Origin of the sequence: Rhodopseudomonas sp. G2_2311, assembly GCF_047501505.1 — a bacterium.
Classification (GTDB): domain Bacteria; phylum Pseudomonadota; class Alphaproteobacteria; order Rhizobiales; family Xanthobacteraceae; genus Rhodopseudomonas; species Rhodopseudomonas palustris_H.
Window position 1 is genome coordinate 145,262 of sequence record NZ_JAZDRK010000011.1, and the last position, 18,116, is coordinate 163,377.

Sequence of the window (18,116 nt, forward strand, 5' to 3'; positions counted from 1 at the left end):
GGCTCGACCCGGCCATCCATCTTTTTCGGAAGAACGATGGATGCGCGGGTCAAGCCCGCGCATGACGTTGAGAATAACAAACCACACAACAAACCACGCGGCGGGAACGGTCATCGATGTTGAAGCCTGAGGTTGCGGTCGAGCCGACGCCAGCGCCGGTCCATGTCGAGTTCGATAATTTCGAGCACGGCTTTCCGGCCGGCTTTGGGCCGCGCGGCTGGCGCCATCTGGCCTACGCGGTGGCGATCGCGTTTGCGAGCTTCCAACTCGTCATCGCGGCGTGGAACATCCTGCCGAGCCAGGTGGTGCGCGGCGTCCATGTCGGCTTCCTGCTGCTGCTGACCTTCGGGCTGATCGGCAATTTCTCCGCGCGTACCGATTTCGGCCGCGCGGTGGCCTGGCTGATCGGTGCGGCCGGGTTCTTCTGTGGCCTGTATCAGTGGATCTTCTACGCCGACCTAATCCAGCGCGACGGCGACCCCACCCACCTCGATCTCGCGGTCGGCACGTTGCTGGCGGTGCTGATCTTCGAAGGCACAAGGCGACTGATGGGCCCGGCGCTGCCGATCATGTGCGGCGTGTGCCTGCTGTACTGGTTCTTCGGCCAGTACCTGCCGGCGCCGTTCAATCACCGCGGCTACGATTTCGACCAGGTCATTACCCACCTGTCGTTCGGCACCGAAGGCTTCTACGGCGTGCCGATCTACGTATCGGCGACCTACATCTTCCTGTTCATTCTGTTCGGCTCGTTCCTGGAACGCGCCGGCATGATTCAGCTGTTCACCGACGTATCGCTCGGCCTGTTCGGCCGCAGCCGCGGCGGCCCGGCCAAGGTCGCGGTGTTCGCCTCGGGCATGATGGGCACGATCTCCGGCTCCGGCGTCGCCAACGTCGTCACCGTCGGCCAGTTCACCATTCCGCTGATGATCAAGTTCGGCTACCGCCGCGCCTTCGCGGCTGGCGTCGAAGCCACCGCCTCGATGGGCGGCCAGATCATGCCGCCGGTGATGGGGGCGGTCGCCTTCATCATGGCCGAGACGCTCGGCGTCGACTATGCGGTGATCGTCAAGGCCGCGGTGATCCCGGCGATGCTGTATTTCGCTAGCGCGTTCTGGATGGTGCATCTCGAAGCCGGCAAGCACGGCCTGGTCGGGATGAAGAAGTCCGAGATCCCGAGCGCGTGGCGCGCGGCGGTCGATCGCTGGTACCTGATCCTGCCGCTGGCGGCGCTGGTGTTCATGCTGTTCGAGGGCTTCACGCCGCTCTACGCCGGCTCGATGGGCCTCGCACTGACGGTGGCGCTGATCCTCGGCGCTTCGATCGTGCACGGTTTCTCGAACACCGTGCTGCGCTACGTGTTCTGGATCGGGCTGGCGCTGGTGGTCGGCGCGGCCTCGCATAACGGCCTCGACATCATGCGGATCGTGGTGATCGTCGCCGCGCTGGTGGCGATCGCCGCGATCACCCGCGGCGGCCGCGCCACGCTGCACGCCTGCCGGGATTCGCTCGCCGACAGCGCCAAGTCGGCGCTCACCGTCGGCATGGCCTGCGCCATCGTCGGCACCATCATCGGCATGATGACGCAGACCGGCGTCGGCACCGTGTTCGGCACCTGGGTGATCGGGCTCGGCGAGCACAGCCTGTTCCTGGCGCTGGTAATGACGATGCTGCTGTCGATCCTGCTCGGCACCGGCATTCCGACGATCCCGACCTACATCATCACCGCGGCGCTGGCGGCGCCGGCGCTCGCCAAGCTCGGCGTGCCGCTGATCGTCAGCCACATGTTCGCGTTTTACTACGGCATCATGGCCGACCTGTCGCCGCCGGTGGCGCTGGCGGCACTCGCCGCGGCGCCGATCGCCCGCGAGAACCCCGACAAGATCGGCTGGGAGGCGATGCGGATCGCGCTTGCCGGCTACGTCATCCCGTTCATCGCGGTGTACTCGCCGGCCCTGATGCTGCAGCCCGGCGACCCGATGGCGGCCCAGCTCGGCTTCTATGGCGCGGTCGCCTACGCCACCTTCAAGGCGCTGGTCGCGATCGGCCTGTTCGGCATGGTGTCGATCGGCTTCCTTTACACCCGGATGACGGTGATCGAACGCATCGTCGCCTTCGCGGCCAGCATCTGCCTGCTCGGCGAATTTCCCTACAGCGACTATGTCGGCTTCCTGATCACCGCCGTACTGGTCGCGTGGCAATGGCGGCAGCGGCCGCGCAATGCGGTGGCGGCCGCGTGAGCCTGTGCGTCGCGTCCGCCGGCGTCATCAAGACGCTGGCGGTCGCCGCCTTCACGCTGGCCTGGACGCATTCGATCGAAAAGACCGAATGGCAGGAGGACTGGCGGGTGACGCCGCAGGGCCTCGAACTGATCACCGCCCGCGTCAAAGGCAGCGGCGCCGGCATGGAGCCGGCCCCCGAGGCGCGGCTGGTCGACGGCTGGTTTCAATGGCCGGTGACACGCCCTGCGCAGCGTGAGGTGTTGCTCGGCAATTCCGGCCTCGCCGGCGAATGGCAGCTGTGCAGCGGAGGGAACTGCCGCAGCCTGTCCGAGATCGTCGGGCACGCCATCGGCGCGCAGCCGACGACGCTCACTAGCTGCCCGGACTAACCCTTCAGCGCATTGCTGCAGGTTGAATATCGCCCTCCTGATGCCGATTAATCGCTTGCGGCCACCGCCGAAGCACAGGCAGACTGCACCGCAAAACAGATCGTCCGCTGCGGGGCGTTCGGCCGGTTCCAGGGAAAGGTGTCACTGATGGCTCCGGTCGCGCACGCGAAGCGGAAGTTTATTTTGTTGCTCATCAAACCGTCACATTACGACGATGACGGTTATGTGCTGCGCTGGTGGCGCGGCATCATTCCCTCGAACTCACTCGCCACGCTCTACGGTATCGCCGCCGACGTCGCTGCGCGCCAGGTGCTCGGTGCCGACGTCGAGTTCGAGATCGAGGCGATGGACGAGTTCAATACCCGGATCGATATTCCGGCGCTGCTCGACCGCTTCGTCCGCAACGGCAATTTCGGCCTGGTGGGGCTGGTCGGGGTGCAGTCCAACCAATATCCGCGCGCGCTCGATATCGCCCGGCCGTTCCGGAAAAGCGGCGTGCCGGTGGTGATGGGCGGGTTTCACGTCTCCGGTTGCCTGGCGATGCTCGACGGCAAGGCGATCGGGCTCGACGACTGCCGCGACATGGGCGTGGCGATGTTCGCCGGCGAGGCCGAGGGCGGCCGGTTCGACGGCGTGCTGCAGGACGCGGCGGCCGGGCAACTGCAGCCGGTCTATAACTTCCTCAACGACCTGCCCGGGATCGAAGGCGTGCCGGCGCCGTATCTGCCGCTCGCCACCGTGAAGCGGACGCTCGGCCTGTCGACCAGCGTCGATGCCGGGCGCGGCTGTCCGTATCAATGCTCGTTCTGCACCATCATCAACGTGCAGGGCCGCCAGTCGCGTTACCGCACGCCCGACGATATCGAGGCAATGGTGCGCCGGAATTGGGCGCAGGGTATCAGCAAGTACTTCATCACCGACGACAACTTCGCCCGCAACAAGGACTGGGAGGCGATCCTCGATCGGCTGATCCAGATCCGCGAGACCGAAGACATTCCGCTCGGCTTCATGATCCAGGTCGACACGCTGTGTCACAAGATCCCGCGCTTCATCGAGAAGGCCAAGCGAGCCGGCGTGACGCGGGTATTCATCGGGCTGGAGAATATCAATCCGGCCAATCTGCTCACCGCCAACAAGCGGCAGAACAAGATCACCGAATATCGCGCGATGCTGCTGGCCTGGAAGGATCACGGCATCATCACGCTGGCCGGCTACATCCTGGGCTTCCCGGCCGATACGCCGGCCTCGATCCGCGCCGATATCGATATCATCAAGCGCGAACTGCCGATCGACGTCATGGAGTTCTTCTGCCTGACGCCGCTGCCGGGTTCGGAGGATCACCAGACGCTATGGCGCGCCGGCGTCGCGATGGACCCGGATCTCAACAACTACGACGTCGAGCACGTCTGCACCGCGCACCCGTTGATGTCGCGGTCCGAATGGGAAGCGATCTACCGCGAGGCGTGGAGCCGCTACTACACGCCCGACCACATCGAGACGCTGTTGCGGCGTGCCGCAGCGACCGGGATCAAGATCAGCAGCCTGGTCAAGCTGCTGGCAATCTTCTCCACTGCGATCCGGGTCGAGAATGTGCATCCGCTGCAATGCGGCCTGTTTCGGCAGCGGCACCCGTCGGAGCGGCGGCCGGGTCTTCCGGCGCCGAGCACGCTGCTGTTCTGGCCGCGTTTTGCGCTCGACAGCGTACGCAAAACCGGCGCCATTCTGGCTGCGTTCGCCAAAGTCGCGGCGATCGGCGTCCGCGTCGCGCGCGATCCGCAGCGGCTGGCCTACACCGATCAGGCGCTGACGCCGGTGTCGGACGACGATGCGGAGTCGCTCGACCTCTTCACCCAGAGCGCGAGCGCCAAGCAGGCCGTCGCCCACCAGAAGAAGGTGTTTGATCTCACGCACGGGACGCCGTAATCAGCCCTCGTCGCGGGTGCCGAGTTGCCCGACGGCGAGGGCGGAGTAGGCCCGCGCCCGTGATGGCGCGGCCGTAGCGTGTAGTGGAACAACAGAATATGCCACGACTTGAAGGCAAAACCGCGCTGGTGGTCGGCGCCGGTTCGATCGGACCCGGCTGGGGCAACGGCAAGGCGACCGCGGTGACGTTCGCGCGCGAGGGCGCGCAGGTGTTCTGCGTCGATCGCAATCTCGCGGCAGCCGAGGAAACCGTCGACATCATCAAGGCCGAAGGCGGCCGCGGCATCGCGTTCGCCGCCGACGTGTCGCGCGCCGCCGACGTCGAGGCGATGGTGGCGGCCTGCGTCAAGGCCTGGGACGGCATCGACGTGCTCGACAACAATGTCGGCATCGCCGAGACCGGCGGCGTCGTCGACGTCGCCGAAGCCGATTGGGACCGGGTGTTCGCGATCAACCTGAAGAGCGCCTATCTGGCGATGAAGTACGTCGTGCCGGTGATGCAGCGCCAGGGCGGCGGTTCGATCATCAACATCTCGTCGATCGCGTCGATCCGGTATCTCGGCATCTCCTATGTCAGCTACGCGGCCTCCAAGGCGGCGATGAACGCGCTGACCCGCAACACCGCGGTGGAATACGCCAAGGACCATGTCCGCGTGAACGCGATCCTGCCGGGGCTGATGAAGACCCCGATGGTGGCGCATTCCGCCGGCCTCGCCGCCAGCTATTCGGGCGGTGACGTCGACGCGATGTGGCGCGCCCGCGACGCCCAGGTGCCGATGGGCCACATGGGCGAAGCCTGGGACGTCGCCAATGCCGCGCTATTCCTCGCCAGCGACGAGTCGAAATACGTCACCGGCATCGAACTGGTGGTCGACGGCGGCCTGACGCTGAAGGTGAACTAAGCGCAAGCGATTGATTGCGCTGAGCGCTTGCCTCAAGGTCGTCATTGCGAGGAGTACTCGGATCGGCGCTTCGCGCCGTCCGAGCACAGGCTCCGCGACGAAGCAATCCAGCGCCGCATGCGGGGCCTCTGGATTGCTTCGCTCCGCTCGCAATGACGCTGAAAGCGGCGAGAGCGCAGCTGCATTGGACCGGGGTCTGACGATACGCCGAGGCCGTTTGCTACGAGACATTTCGATGCGCGCTGTTCTCATTGCCGCGAATTTTCTGATCGCAGCGACCCTTGCTACGTCGTCCGCTTTCGCAACCGGTGGCGAGCCGCCGGACGATCCGACGGCCGATCCGGGCGCGTGCCTTGCTGCAGCGAGCAAGCCCGATGATCGCTACACCATCGCGCAGTGCAGCAAGGTGATCGACAGCCGCGAGACCGAGAAGGGCGAGCGCTGCAAGGCGCTGCTGGCGCGCGCCGCCGCTCATGCCCGGATCGGTCAGGTCGATCGGGCGATCGCCGATTACGACGACGCGCTGCGGGTCGATCCGAAGCAGCCCGATGCGCTCAATGCCCGCGGCGAGCTGTGGCGCGGCAAGGGCGACACTCGTAAGGCGCTGGCCGACTTCTCCGCTGCGCTGAAGCTGAAACCGGACCACGTCGCGGCGCGCGCCAACCACAAGGCGCTGGCGCTGGAGGTCGAGCGGGTCGGGGCCCAGCAGGCGGTCGCCGGCAAGCCGAGCTTCGACTGCCGCCGCGCCCGCAAGGCTGTGGACAAGGCGATCTGTGCCGATCCGGCGCTGGCCGATCTCGATCGCCGGATCGATGCGCTGTACCGCCGGTCGCTCCGCGACAGCGCCGGTCAGCCCGTCGCCCTGCGGGCGCTGAAGCAGGCGCATGCTTCATTCGTTGCCGCGCGCGAGGCCGGCTTCGGTCGCCCCGGCTACGATCTGCGTGCCGCGCTGGAAGCACGCCTGCGGCAATTGGTGGGCGCCGGCGGCGGCTAGACGCGCGGCCCTCCGGCGGTGCTTGCAACCCGTTGGCAGCTCGCCACAATGCCGCCCGGGCCGGACCGAACCAAAGGACGCGGCTTGATTAGGAACAAAGGCGGGGTTGCATGCCGCGCCTAAAAGCCGGACATGGCGGGCAAACCGCCTGAGATCCACGGGAGCGTGACGCCATGACTATCCATGACAAGAGCCGTTACCGCGAGGTTCATGCCCGCTCGCTGGCCGACCCGGAAGGGTTCTGGGGAGAGGTCGCGCAGAGCATCGACTGGATCGAGCCGCCGAAGAAGGTGTTCGATCCCTCGCTCGGCCTGTATGGCCGCTGGTTTCCCGGCGCCAAGGTCAACACCTGCTACAACGCGCTCGACCGCCATGTCGCCGGCGGCCGCGCCGATCAGCTCGCGCTGATCCACGACTCGCCGCTGACCGGCACGGTGAGCAAGTACACCTACGCCGAGATGCTGCGCGAAGTGCAGACGCTCGCCGCGATCATGCAGGACTTCGGCGTTCAGAAGGGTGACCGCGTCATCCTCTATATGCCGATGGTGCCGGAATCGATGGTGGCGATGCTGGCCTGCGCCCGCATCGGCGCGGTGCATTCGGTGGTGTTCGGTGGCTTCGCCGCCAAGGAGCTCGCCACCCGCATCGAAGACGCCAAGCCGAAGCTGATCCTGTCGGCGAGCTGCGGCATCGAGCCGGGCCGCATCGTCAAGTACAAGCCGCTGCTCGACGAAGCCATCGAGCTTGCTTCGGTCAAGCCGGAGGCTTGTATCATCCTGAAGCGGCCGCAGCAGGATTGCGACCTGAAGGCGGGCCGCGATCACGACTGGGCGAGCTTGCGCGAGCAGGCGATGTCCGCCGGCAAGAAGGCCGACTGCGTCGCGGTCGATGCCACCGACCCGCTCTACATTCTCTACACCTCCGGTACGACCGGTAAGCCGAAGGGCGTGGTCCGCGACAATGGCGGCCATCTCGTCGCGCTGAAATGGACGATGGAAAACCTCTACGGCATCAAGCCGGGCGAGGTGTGGTGGTGCGCCTCCGACATCGGCTGGGTGGTTGGCCACAGCTACATCATCTACGGCCCGCTGATCCACGGCGCGACCTCGATCATGTATGAAGGCAAGCCGGTCGGCACCCCGGATGCCGGCGCGTTCTGGCGAGTGATTAGCGAGCACGGCGCGGTGGCGCTGTTCACGGCGCCGACTGCGTTCCGCGCGATCCGCAAGGAAGACCCGGATGGCAGCTTCATCCGCAAATACGACCTGTCGAAGTTGCGCACGCTGTTCCTGGCCGGCGAGCGCGCCGACCCGCCGACGGTGGAGTGGGCCGAGCAGCAGCTCAAGGTGCCGGTGATCGATCACTGGTGGCAGACCGAAACCGGCTGGTGCATCGCCGGCAATCCGGTCGGCCTCGGCCTGCTGCCGGTCAAGCACGGTTCGCCGACGGTGCCGATGCCCGGCTACAAGCTCGAAGTGGTGGATGAGGGCGCCAAGCCGGTGCCCGCTGGCTCCATGGGCTCGATCGTGATCAAGCTGCCGTTGCCGCCCGGCAACCTGCCGACGCTGTGGCAGCAGGACGAGCGTTGCCGCGAGAGTTACTTCGCCGACTATCCCGGCTACTACAAGACCTCCGACGCCGGCTATGTCGACGAGGACGGCTACGTCTTCGTGATGGGCCGCACCGACGACATCATCAACGTCGCCGGCCACCGGCTGTCGACCGGCGGCATGGAGGAGATCCTGGCCTCGCATCCGGACGTCGCCGAATGCGCCGTGCTCGGCATCAACGATCCGATCAAGGGCGAGGTGCCGTGCGGCCTGATCGTGCTGAAGACCGGCGTCGATCGCGATCCGGCCGAGATCGAGAAGGAGATCGTCAAGCTGGTGCGCGACAAGCTCGGCCCGGTCGCGGCGTTCAAGCTCGCGATCACCGTGCCGCGGCTGCCGAAGACCCGCTCGGGCAAGATCCTGCGCGGCACCATCAAGAAGATCGCCGACGGCGATGCCTGGACGATGCCGGCCACGATCGAAGACCCGACCGCGCTCGACGACATCTCCTCGGCGCTGAAGAGCCATAGCTGAGCCGGCTCGGAGTTGCGGACTTACAAAGTCCGCAATTGGCGGTAAACAGGCATCGGCCTCAACGGTCATTCCGGGGCGCCGCGAAGCGGCGAACCCGGAATCTCGCTTCGCCGAACACCTCGGGATTCCGGGTTCGCGCTCCGCGCGCCCCGGAATGACGGACGCTTAGGGTCTTGAATGTTGCTTACCTCGAAACGTTTGCTCGCCCTGTCCGTCGTCGCCGTCGCGCTCGCCGGCTGCGCCAGCCGCAACGACGCTCCGGCGGATATCGGCGACGACGATGCCTACTGCCGGCAGAACGGCGTGGTTGCAGGATCGTCCGAATACGTCGCATGCCGGAAGGATCGCGACGTCCAACGCTCCAACGCCATCACCCGTGCGAATCGCGCCCAGCGCAATCTCGGCGAGTACATGATGCGCAATCCGGAGCGTCCGTAAGCCTCTGCGCTACATGCGCTTTGTGCACGAAGCCGGGAATTTCCCGCGCGAACTGATACCACTTTGCCCGCGCCATGACGTGAATCTGTGACCTGAAAGTCACGCGCGTCGCAATGACGCAGCGGGCGCCTCCCGATTTGATCCAGATCAAATCTTCTTAGCCCCCGGCGGCATCTGTGCACCTTGAGCGTGGGTTTCCCGCTCACGCGACCGAGCTTCAAAAGGGGCATCTATGACCAAGTTTCTGACCGCAGTGTCGGCGCTGGCTTTGGCGGCGGCATTCAACCTCGTGTCGGCCAATGCCGACGCCGCCGATCTCGCCACCCGCCCGATCTACAAGGCGCCGGTTGTGGCGGAATCCAGCCCGTGGATGATCCGCCTGCGCGCGCTGGGCGTGGTGCCCCGGGATTCGGGATATGTCGACCAGGTTGCCGGCTCGTCGCTCAAGACCTCCGACGCGATCGTCCCCGAGCTCGACATCACCTACTTCTTCACCAAGAACATCGCGGCCGAATTGATCCTCGGCGTCACCCGCCACAGCGTCTCGGGCGCCGGCACCCTGACCGGCATCGACGTGGGTAAGGCCTGGCTGCTGCCGCCGACCCTGACCCTGCAGTATCACTTCACCGACTTCGGCGCGTTCAAGCCGTATGTCGGCGCCGGTGTGAACTACACCTTCTTCTTCAGCCAGAGCGCGGCTTGCTGCACCGTGATCGACAGCCACCTCAAGGACGCGTTCGCGCCGGCGGTGCAGATCGGTTTCGACTACATGATCGACCAGCACTGGGGCATCAACGTCGACGTCAAGAAGCTGTGGCTGCGCCCCGAGTGGAGCGGCACGCTGGCGAACGGCACCCCGATCACCGGCAAGGTCAACCTCGATCCGTGGCTGATCGGCACCGGCATCACCTACCGGTTCTGAGCCTTTCGGCTTCGACACATGGCGCGGGGCGGAGCGATCCGCCTCGCGCTTTTCATTTGGATGCACCCCGCCGCAGCATTGCGCGCACGCCGCATTCCTGCTTTGGCTTTGCGCCACCGAAACGAGGAACCGACATGACCATCGAAGTCAGGGACTGCAACGGCGCGCTGCTCGCCGATGGCGACAACGTCTCCCTTATCAAGGACCTGAAGCTGAAGGGCTCGTCGACCGTGCTGAAGCGCGGCACGATGATCCGCGGCATCCGCCTCACCGACAGCGAAGACGAAATCGAAGGCCGCACTGACAAGATCAAGGGCCTGGTGCTGCGCACGGAATTTTTGAAGAAGGCGTAACCACTGCGCCCGGTGCAGGGCGCTTGCCACCATCTCTTAATGCAGCGATTGACCGTCGGCACAGGCCTGGCTGTACACCATCACGGCGCGCAGCCTTTCCAATTCCGCCTCGAGATGTTCGTTGACCTGCATCAACGCGCGGAGCGCGTCATGCAGGCTGCCGCCGTTTTCGGCGACGATCCGGTCGATCTGTTGATCCAGTCTGCTCGGCATCGGGGCACTCACTGATAATCGGCACGTCACGGAACCGAAATCCGATCTTCCGATTGGGGCGGAAGTTGCGTGCGAATACGGCGCGATTGCGATGGCAGGAGGTTGTTGCCGTTGTCCCCACGGCGCCCCAAAGAAGTAACGACTTTAGAGGATGCATGCCAGGAACGGGTTAGGCGTCAGCGCGTACCGATGCGTTGGTGTCGTGGCCAGAAACCGGCAAAATGAGCCACGTCCGCCATCCCCGTTGCGGCCGGTTGTCACCCGGCATGCGCAAGGAGAACGCCGAACCGGCGGGGACGTTCCTGAGCTTTCAATCGGAAAGGTATCTTGCTCAGGATTGAACCCTACCGTGGTTGGGCTAGCTTTTTCGGAGCGTGGGAATGGTGGGCAGTCTTGGAAATACCCTTTCCGATCGAGTTTCTCGTTTCTGGTACCCCCGTTTCCTTGCAGGCGAAACGACGCCAGTCGCTGGATCAATGGAAGAGCTTGGTGATTGCTGCCAGCCGGGAAGTCCTTCCCGATGCTCACTTCGCAACCGACCGGCCGTTGTCTGTGACGGTGTTCTACTTCCCCCCGGGTGAGATGGCGGGTGATGTCGACAACATCATCAAGCCCATCCTTGATGCCTTGGGACGCCACATCTATGTTGACGACCGGCAGATCCATCGCGTTGTGGCCCAGAAGTTTGAGCCTGACGACATCTTCCCCTTTCGCGCGCCTAGTCGTACCTTGGAGGCAGCGCTCCTGGCTCAGAAACCGATCCTTTATGTCAGGCTGTCAGACAACCCATTTGAGGATTTGAACTGATGACCGCGGATGTCGGCGAACGGGAAGTCATTGACCTCGTGCTGCCCCGGCTTCAGGCTGAGGGCTACGAGGTTTATATGCATCCGTCGCCTTCGGTGTTGCCCTCGTTCATGCGCTCCTATCGGCCCGATGCGATTGCACTGAAGAGTGGAAAGAAAGTCGCGGTTGAAGTCGCTCGTCCCTCCGATGAGGATCGTCGGCGGATTCAAGACCTGCGATCTCTGTTCGTTGGACAAAGCGATTGGGAGCTTATGGTCATCTACGCTTCTCCAAGTAATTCGACGGAACAATTGGATGTCGCGTCCCGCGAACAGATTGAAGCATCTATTCACGAAGTTGAAAGCTTGAGAGCGGCAGGCCAGCCACGGCCTGCCATCCTGCTGGCCTATGCCACCTTGGAGGCGATCGGCCGGGCTTTGCTTCCGGACGAGTTCCGCTATCCTCAAAGTTCTGTTCGGTTGATCGAGGTGCTCGCGTCTCAGGGACTGATTACTCCGCACGAAGCGAAAATTGTCAGAGAAGCCAGCAGGGTTCGAAACGCAGTCGCGCACGGCGAGTTCGGCCCGGTCGATGACAGCCTCGTCGACTCGTTCATTGAGGTCCTCTCGACTTTGGCTGAGATGGTCCCCGCGCCGAGTTTAAGCCCATAGTCTGATTTAAGCCCGTCCGCAGCCCCTTGACTCCGCACGGCCGGGGTGGTCGTCTCCGGTCCATGCGCACGTTCCGCCCGACCCCGCTGCTCAGACGTCGTTGGTGGCGCACCTCCTGACCAGAGGTGGCCGTGCGATCCCGTTAATTTCCGATCGTCCTGAGGCCGCCACGCGAGGCGGCTTTCGTTTGTCCTGTGTGGCGTTCCTCCGGCAAGTTGCTTAAGAGGATGCCATGAACAGGACCGTTTTCTCGCTTCCCGCGACCAGCGACTACAAGACCGCCACGGGCCTCGCGGTGACGCGCAGCGCCCAGCCTTTCACCGGCGGCCAGGCGCTCGACGAACTGATCGACCTGCTCGATCACCGCCGCGGCGTGATGCTGTCGTCCGGCACCACGGTGCCGGGCCGCTACGAGAGCTTCGACCTCGGCTTTGCCGATCCGCCGCTGGCGCTCACCACGCAGGCCGAGAAATTCACCATCGAGGCGCTCAATCCGCGCGGCCGGGTGCTGATCGCGTTCCTGTCCGACAAGCTCGAGGAGCCCTGCGTCGTCGTCGAGCAGGCCTGCGCCACCAAAATCAGGGGCCACATCGTCCGCGGCGAGGCTCCGGTCGATGAGGAGCAGCGCACCCGCCGGGCCAGCGCGATCTCGCTGGTGCGCGCCGTCGTCGCCGCGTTTGCCTCGCCGGCCGATCCGATGCTCGGGCTGTACGGCGCCTTCGCCTACGACCTGGTGTTCCAGTTCGAGGACCTGAAGCAAAAGCGGGCCCGCGAGGCCGACCAGCGCGACATCGTGCTGTACGTGCCGGACCGCCTGCTGGCCTACGACCGCGCCACCGGCCGCGGCGTCAGCATCTCGTATGAATTTGCCTGGAAGGGCCAGTCCACCGCCGGCCTGCCGAACGAAACCGCCGAGAGCGTCTATACCCAGACCGGCCGGCAGGGCTTTGCCGATCACGCCCCGGGCGACTATCCCAAGGTGGTCGAGAAGGCCCGCGCGGCATTCGCCCGCGGCGACCTGTTCGAGGCGGTGCCGGGCCAGCTGTTCGGCGAGCCGTGCGAGCGGTCGCCGGCCGAAGTGTTCAAGCGGCTGTGCCGGATCAACCCGTCGCCCTATGGCGGCCTGCTCAATCTCGGCGGCGGCGAATTCCTGGTGTCGGCCTCGCCGGAAATGTTCGTCCGCTCCGACGGCCGCCGGATCGAGACCTGCCCGATCTCCGGCACGATCGCCCGCGGCGTCGATGCCATCAGCGATGCCGAGCAGATCCAGAAGCTCCTGAACTCCGAGAAGGACGAGTTCGAGCTCAACATGTGCACCGACGTCGACCGCAACGACAAGGCACGCGTCTGCGTCCCGGGCACCATCAAGGTCTTGGCGCGGCGGCAGATCGAGACCTATTCGAAGCTGTTCCACACCGTCGACCACGTCGAGGGCATGCTGCGGCCGGGCTTCGACGCGCTCGACGCCTTCCTCACCCACGCCTGGGCGGTGACGGTCACCGGCGCCCCGAAGCTGTGGGCGATGCAGTTCGTCGAGGACAATGAACGCAGCCCGCGGCGTTGGTATGCCGGCGCATTCGGGGCGGTCGGGTTCGACGGTTCGATCAACACCGGTCTGACCATCCGCACCATCCGGATGAAGGACGGCCTCGCCGAGGTGCGCGTCGGCGCCACCTGCCTGTTCGATTCCGATCCGGTGGCCGAGGACAAGGAATGCCAGGTCAAGGCCGCGGCGCTGTTCCAGGCGCTGCGCGGCGATCCGGCCAAGCCGTTGTCGGCGGTAGCGCCGGACGCCACCGGTTCGGGCAAGAAGGTGCTGCTGGTCGATCACGACGACAGCTTCGTGCACATGCTGGCGGACTATTTCCGCCAGGTCGGCGCCCAGGTCACCGTGGTGCGCTACATCCACGGCCTCAAGATGCTGGCCGAGAACGCCTACGATCTCTTGGTGCTGTCGCCCGGCCCCGGCCGGCCGGAGGACTTCAAGATCAAGGACACGATCGACGCCGCGCTCGCCAAGAAGCTGCCGATCTTCGGCGTCTGCCTCGGCGTGCAGGCGATGGGCGAGTATTTCGGCGGCACGCTCGGCCAGCTGGCACAGCCGGCACACGGCCGGCCGTCGCGGATCCAGGTGCGCGGCGGCACGCTGATGCGCGGCCTGCCGAACGAGGTCACGATCGGTCGCTATCACTCGCTGTATGTCGACATGCGCGACATGCCGAAGGAGCTGACCGTCACCGCCTCCACCGACGACGGCATCGCGATGGCGATCGAGCACAAGACCCTGCCGGTCGGCGGCGTGCAATTCCACCCCGAGTCGCTGATGTCGCTCGGCGGCGAAGTCGGGCTGCGGATCGTCGAAAACGCCTTCCGTCTCGGCCAGCCGGCCTAAGCCCAATGGCCTGCGGCGCCGATTGATCCAGATCGAAGGCCCGCCGGGGGAGCTCTGCTACCACCCCCGGCGGTAACTCAGCCGAATTGCCCGATTGCGCCTCCCGCCTTCCGATGACGAATTGCGCCCATCCGTAACGAAAGACCCGCGCCGATGACCCCCGAGTTTGCAAACGATTTGAAAGCCAGCGTCCGGGCGATTCCGGACTATCCCAAGCCTGGCATCATCTTCCGCGACATCACCACGCTGCTCGGCGAACCGCGGGCGTTCCGCCGGGCGATCGACGAGCTGGTGCAGCCGTGGGCGGGCTCGAAGATCGACAAGGTGGCGGGCATCGAGGCGCGCGGCTTCATCATCGGCGGGGCGATCGCCCATCAGGTCTCGTCGGGCTTCGTGCCGATCCGCAAGAAGGGCAAGCTGCCGCATACCTGCGTGTCGATGGAATACGCGCTGGAATACGGCACCGACAAGATCGAGGTCCACGTCGATGCCATCACGCCCGGCGAGCGGGTGATCCTGGTCGACGATCTGATCGCGACCGGCGGCACCGCCGAGGGGGCGATCAAGCTGCTCCGCCAGATCGGCGCCGAAGTCGTCGCCGCCTGTTTCGTGATCGACCTGCCGGAGCTCGGCGGCGCCGCCAAGATCCGCGCCATGGGCGTCCCGGTCCGCACCCTGGTCGCGTTCGAAGGGCATTGACTTAACCTCTCCCCGCCATGCGGGGAGAGGTCGGATTGCGTAGCAATCCGGGTGAGGGGCCAGGCACGGCATATCAGCAAGCTGCGGCACGCGCTGGGAGGCCGCAGCCCTTCACCCCAGCCTTCTCCTCGCAAGAGCGGGGTGAGGGAGCAGGCTTTGCGGGCGGCGAGGCAGCGCTACCGCCCCTGCGTCAGCTCCAGCTCGAGCGCACGGAACGTCGTGTAGTTGGTGCGGATCCACTGGTTCAGTTCGGTGGACGCGTCCGGCTCGGCTCGCAGGTAGCCGGTGAACGAGAAGTTCACGCGGTCGATATAGGTCTTCAGGAACGGCGGCAGCCCGCGGATTCGCATCACCCGGCCGTGGCGGTACACCGCCGGCAGCTCGCCGAGCAGGATATGCTCGTTGTCGATGGTGATCAGCTGCCGCGGCGGCACGATATCCTGAAGGTGGTCATAGGCGCGCGCCGAATTGCGGTCGGTGTCGGCGAGGAACAGCACCACCGGCGCCACCTGCCGCCGCACCGCTTCCTTGATGAAGCCGATCTCGGCGAAGGTGTCGAAGAACTCGTCGAAGGCGTGGAAGCCGAGGTCGATCACCTTGGCGAGGCCGTCGTTCAGGATCAGCCGATCCATCAGCGCCATCTTGCCGAAGGTGTCGTCGACCTGCGCGGTCTCGGTGACGCGCGGCAGATAGTCGAGCAGCGACGGCTCTTTGACGTTGATGTCGAACGCCAGCACCGAGCCGCGCTGCAGCAGCAGATATTCGGTGAGCACGCGGGCGATCAGGGTCTTGCCGACGAACGGGCGCGGCGAACAGACGATGTAAACCGGAGTGCGCGACATCAGGCTGTATCGGTCGGGGAAGGCCGTCCGATATAGCCGGATTCCTCAGCGATGCGAACTATTTCTCGCCCGGCTCGTCGGTCACCGGGGTGCCGCGGCCGTTCTTGTCCTTGCCTACGATGTCGGTCAGCTTGATCCGGTCGAACTCGCTCCAGACGTTGGCGAGCCAATGCCGGACATAGCCGCGCAGCACGAACGAGTAGTTGGCCGGCTCGCCGCTGACGCCCTTGTTGGCGACGAACTTCAGGAACGGCACCGACGACACTTCGACCTGCTCGTACGCCATTTCGTTGAGCTTCGGAATCGTCAGCTCGGTGGCGTCCTTGATGCGGTGGAAGTACGAATTGTAGGTCGCCTGGTCCCACTCGAAGAAGCTGGTGTTGTTGATGAAGTTCTTCGTCAGGAAGTACTTCGCGCCGATCATGAAGTTGGCGGTCTCGGCGATTTCGTCCAATGAGGCGATCGACGGGCCGAGGATATGGAACACCGCGAAGGTGATCTGGCCGGAGCGCGCCGCGTCGAGGAAGCCGATGTCGCGCAACGAGGCCAGCGCGGGCGACAACAGGCCGGCGCGGACGTCGATCACGGTCACCGAGGGCACCGCCGAGTTCAGCGTGTCGAAGATCTTCATCTGGTCGGCCGTCGACGTCATGTCGACGATCTCGGTGATGTCGGGATGGAAGCGCTTCAGCGTGCCGCGCGGCGACTCGGTGTCGAAGGCGCGGGTCGGGACGTTGTTGGCGCTGAAATAGTCGAGCAGGGTGCGCGACACCGTGGTTTTGCCCACGCCGCCCTTGTCTGCGCCGACGACGATCACTGCTGGCTTCGCCATGAGATTCCTTTACCGGCCGGTTCGATCCCCCACCGCGGCCGTGCCGGCCAGGGTGCAGACCTCTGCTTTGGGCGCGAACATGGCAGAAACAAGGGATAATTCAATCGGTCGGGCAATGACGCCGACAGGTCCTCAACAAAATCGTTCAGATGCGAGGCGGTGCCGCTGATTTGGGCGGTCAGCCGCGCCGGCCCCAAGGCCCGCGCAGCAACGATGGTTTCGGCGCCGGCGCGGGCGTGTCGCTCCAAGGTCCATGCGGCTCGGCGGAAGCTGGCGATTCACCATCGACCGTCGAACCCTCAGGCTCGGCGGCGGTGTCATCGTCATGCTCCGCCGTCGGCAGAGTGGGCAGCGGCGGCTGGTAATGTCCGCCGGCGAACTTGACCAGCGCGTCGACCCGCGCCTCGACCGAAGGGTGGGTGGCGAACAGATCGGAGAAGCCGGAGCGCGGATTGTCCACGCACATCTCCATCACCGCCGAGGTCGCGCCCGGCAGTTCGCCGCGGTTCTCGATCTTGCGCAGCGCCGAGATCATCGCATCCGGGTTCTTGGTCAGTTCCACCGAGCCGGCGTCGGCGAGGAATTCGCGCGACCGCGACAGCGCCAGCTTCACCACCTGCGACAGCAGCCAGGCCAGCAGGATCAGCACGATCGCCAGGATCACCACGATGATCGCGCCGCCGCCGCTCTTGCGATCGCCCGACGACGAGGAGGAAGAGGACGACGACGAGCCGCCGCCTGACCAGCCGCCACCGATCCGTACCCCACCCTGGAAGAACAGTCGGAACATCAACTCGCCGAAGAACCCGACGACGCCGGCGATGATCACCGCGATCACCATCATCTGGACGTCGCCGTTCCTGATGTGGGTCAGCTCGTGCGCCAGCACCGCTTCGAGCTCGGCGTCGTCGAGCCGTTCGACCAGCCCCGACGTCACCGTGACGGCGTATTGCTTGGGGTTGAGGCCGCTGGCGAAGGCGTTCAGCGCATTGCTGTCCATGATCTTCAGCTTCGGCATCGGAATGCCGCGCGAGATGCACAGGTTCTCGAGCAGATTGTAGAGCCGCGGCTGTTCGGCCCGCGTCACCGCACGGCCGCCGGTGACCGCGTCGATCAGCTTCTGGTGGAAGAAATAGGCGATCACGATCCACAGCGCCGCGCCTAGGGTCGCGAACGGCGCCGCCTTGATCAGGTCAGCGGTGGCGGCACGCAGATAGTCCGGCACCGTGCGCTCGCCATCGATCACCACCTCGGCGATCAGTGCGCCGGCATAGACCAGCACATACACCAGCACGAACAGCCCGATCAGCAGCACGACCGACCGGGTCTTGTTGGCGGCGATGTGGGTGTAGAGACCGTAGGCGGCCATGATGGGTGTCCAATCCTCGCAGCGCCGGCCTGAACCTCCCTCCCCCTGCGGGGAGGGTGGCCGGCCGTAAGGCCGGTCGGGTGGGGGT

17 protein-coding genes are annotated in these 18,116 nt (G+C 65.2%); 13 read left to right on the forward strand and 4 right to left on the reverse strand.

Going from position 1 to position 18,116, the window contains the following annotated elements; all coding sequences use genetic code 11:
- The first annotated feature begins 116 nt into the window (after positions 1-116).
- The 9 genes from VRZ08_RS15905 (at position 117) to VRZ08_RS15945 (ending at position 10,224) form a co-directional block, all read left to right on the forward strand.
- Positions 117-2,237: a TRAP transporter permease gene (locus tag VRZ08_RS15905; RefSeq protein WP_414533154.1), complete on the forward strand. Its 2,121-nt coding sequence runs from the start codon at positions 117-119 to the stop codon at positions 2,235-2,237.
- Positions 2,234-2,608 carry a DUF1850 domain-containing protein gene (locus VRZ08_RS15910; protein WP_414533155.1) on the forward strand — a complete coding sequence of 125 codons (375 nt, stop codon included), beginning with the start codon at positions 2,234-2,236 and terminating at the stop codon, positions 2,606-2,608. The genes VRZ08_RS15905 and VRZ08_RS15910 overlap by 4 nt, the downstream gene beginning before the upstream one ends.
- Positions 2,609-2,755: 147 nt before the next feature.
- A complete protein-coding gene (locus tag VRZ08_RS15915) occupies positions 2,756-4,531 on the forward strand; it encodes a B12-binding domain-containing radical SAM protein (protein ID WP_414533156.1) in 1,776 nt (591 codons plus the stop codon).
- Between the two features lie 98 nt (positions 4,532-4,629).
- Positions 4,630-5,433: an SDR family NAD(P)-dependent oxidoreductase gene (locus VRZ08_RS15920; protein WP_107357010.1), complete on the forward strand. Its 804-nt coding sequence runs from the start codon at positions 4,630-4,632 to the stop codon at positions 5,431-5,433.
- Between the two features lie 235 nt (positions 5,434-5,668).
- Positions 5,669-6,427 carry a tetratricopeptide repeat protein gene (locus VRZ08_RS15925; RefSeq protein WP_414533157.1) on the forward strand — a complete coding sequence of 253 codons (759 nt, stop codon included), beginning with the start codon at positions 5,669-5,671 and terminating at the stop codon, positions 6,425-6,427.
- 173 nt (positions 6,428-6,600) lie between these two features.
- Positions 6,601-8,511 carry a propionyl-CoA synthetase gene (locus VRZ08_RS15930; protein ID WP_414533158.1) on the forward strand — a complete coding sequence of 637 codons (1,911 nt, stop codon included), beginning with the start codon at positions 6,601-6,603 and terminating at the stop codon, positions 8,509-8,511.
- A 177-nt stretch (positions 8,512-8,688) separates the two neighbouring features.
- Positions 8,689-8,949 (forward strand): hypothetical protein, encoded by a 261-nt coding sequence (locus VRZ08_RS15935; RefSeq protein WP_414533159.1) that lies wholly within the window; start codon positions 8,689-8,691, stop codon positions 8,947-8,949.
- 232 nt (positions 8,950-9,181) lie between these two features.
- On the forward strand, positions 9,182-9,871 hold the full coding sequence (locus VRZ08_RS15940) for an OmpW/AlkL family protein (RefSeq protein WP_107357007.1): 690 nt from the start codon (positions 9,182-9,184) through the stop codon (positions 9,869-9,871).
- Positions 9,872-10,011: 140 nt separating this feature from the next.
- Positions 10,012-10,224: an alkylphosphonate utilization protein gene (locus VRZ08_RS15945; protein ID WP_174270129.1), complete on the forward strand. Its 213-nt coding sequence runs from the start codon at positions 10,012-10,014 to the stop codon at positions 10,222-10,224.
- Positions 10,225-10,260: 36 nt separating this feature from the next.
- On the opposite strand, the gene VRZ08_RS15950 is transcribed toward VRZ08_RS15945, so the two are convergent.
- Positions 10,261-10,437, reverse strand: a complete 177-nt coding sequence (locus VRZ08_RS15950) for a hypothetical protein (RefSeq protein ID WP_199851773.1) — start codon at positions 10,435-10,437, stop codon at positions 10,261-10,263.
- A 393-nt stretch (positions 10,438-10,830) separates the two neighbouring features.
- On the opposite strand from VRZ08_RS15950, the gene VRZ08_RS15955 reads away from it, so the two are divergent.
- The 4 genes from VRZ08_RS15955 to VRZ08_RS15970 all read left to right on the forward strand — a co-directional run bounded on the left by VRZ08_RS15955 (position 10,831) and on the right by VRZ08_RS15970 (position 14,985).
- Entirely contained in the window at positions 10,831-11,244 is a 414-nt protein-coding gene (locus VRZ08_RS15955) for a RusA family crossover junction endodeoxyribonuclease (protein WP_414533160.1), read from the forward strand.
- Complete coding sequence (locus VRZ08_RS15960; protein WP_346295731.1) at positions 11,244-11,894, forward strand: hypothetical protein; 651 nt, start codon at positions 11,244-11,246, stop codon at positions 11,892-11,894. Before VRZ08_RS15955 ends, VRZ08_RS15960 begins: the two co-directional genes overlap by 1 nt.
- A 232-nt stretch (positions 11,895-12,126) precedes the next feature.
- On the forward strand, positions 12,127-14,286 hold the full coding sequence (locus VRZ08_RS15965; protein ID WP_414533161.1) for an anthranilate synthase component I: 2,160 nt from the start codon (positions 12,127-12,129) through the stop codon (positions 14,284-14,286).
- Between the two features lie 153 nt (positions 14,287-14,439).
- Positions 14,440-14,985 (forward strand): adenine phosphoribosyltransferase, encoded by a 546-nt coding sequence (locus VRZ08_RS15970; protein WP_011160026.1) that lies wholly within the window; start codon positions 14,440-14,442, stop codon positions 14,983-14,985.
- 176 nt (positions 14,986-15,161) lie between these two features.
- Here the strand turns inward: VRZ08_RS15970 and VRZ08_RS15975 are convergent, their stop codons facing one another.
- From VRZ08_RS15975 to VRZ08_RS15985, 3 genes are all read right to left on the reverse strand, one after another.
- The gene (locus VRZ08_RS15975; RefSeq protein WP_164573842.1) at positions 15,162-15,827 is read right to left on the reverse strand and encodes a hypothetical protein; all 666 of its coding nucleotides are present in this window, start codon (positions 15,825-15,827) and stop codon (positions 15,162-15,164) included.
- A 58-nt stretch (positions 15,828-15,885) separates the two neighbouring features.
- Complete coding sequence (locus VRZ08_RS15980) at positions 15,886-16,659, reverse strand: hypothetical protein (RefSeq protein WP_011160028.1); 774 nt, start codon at positions 16,657-16,659, stop codon at positions 15,886-15,888.
- Between the two features lie 178 nt (positions 16,660-16,837).
- Positions 16,838-18,028 carry a M48 family metallopeptidase gene (locus tag VRZ08_RS15985; RefSeq protein WP_414533162.1) on the reverse strand — a complete coding sequence of 397 codons (1,191 nt, stop codon included), beginning with the start codon at positions 18,026-18,028 and terminating at the stop codon, positions 16,838-16,840.
- Positions 18,029-18,116 lie beyond the last annotated feature (88 nt).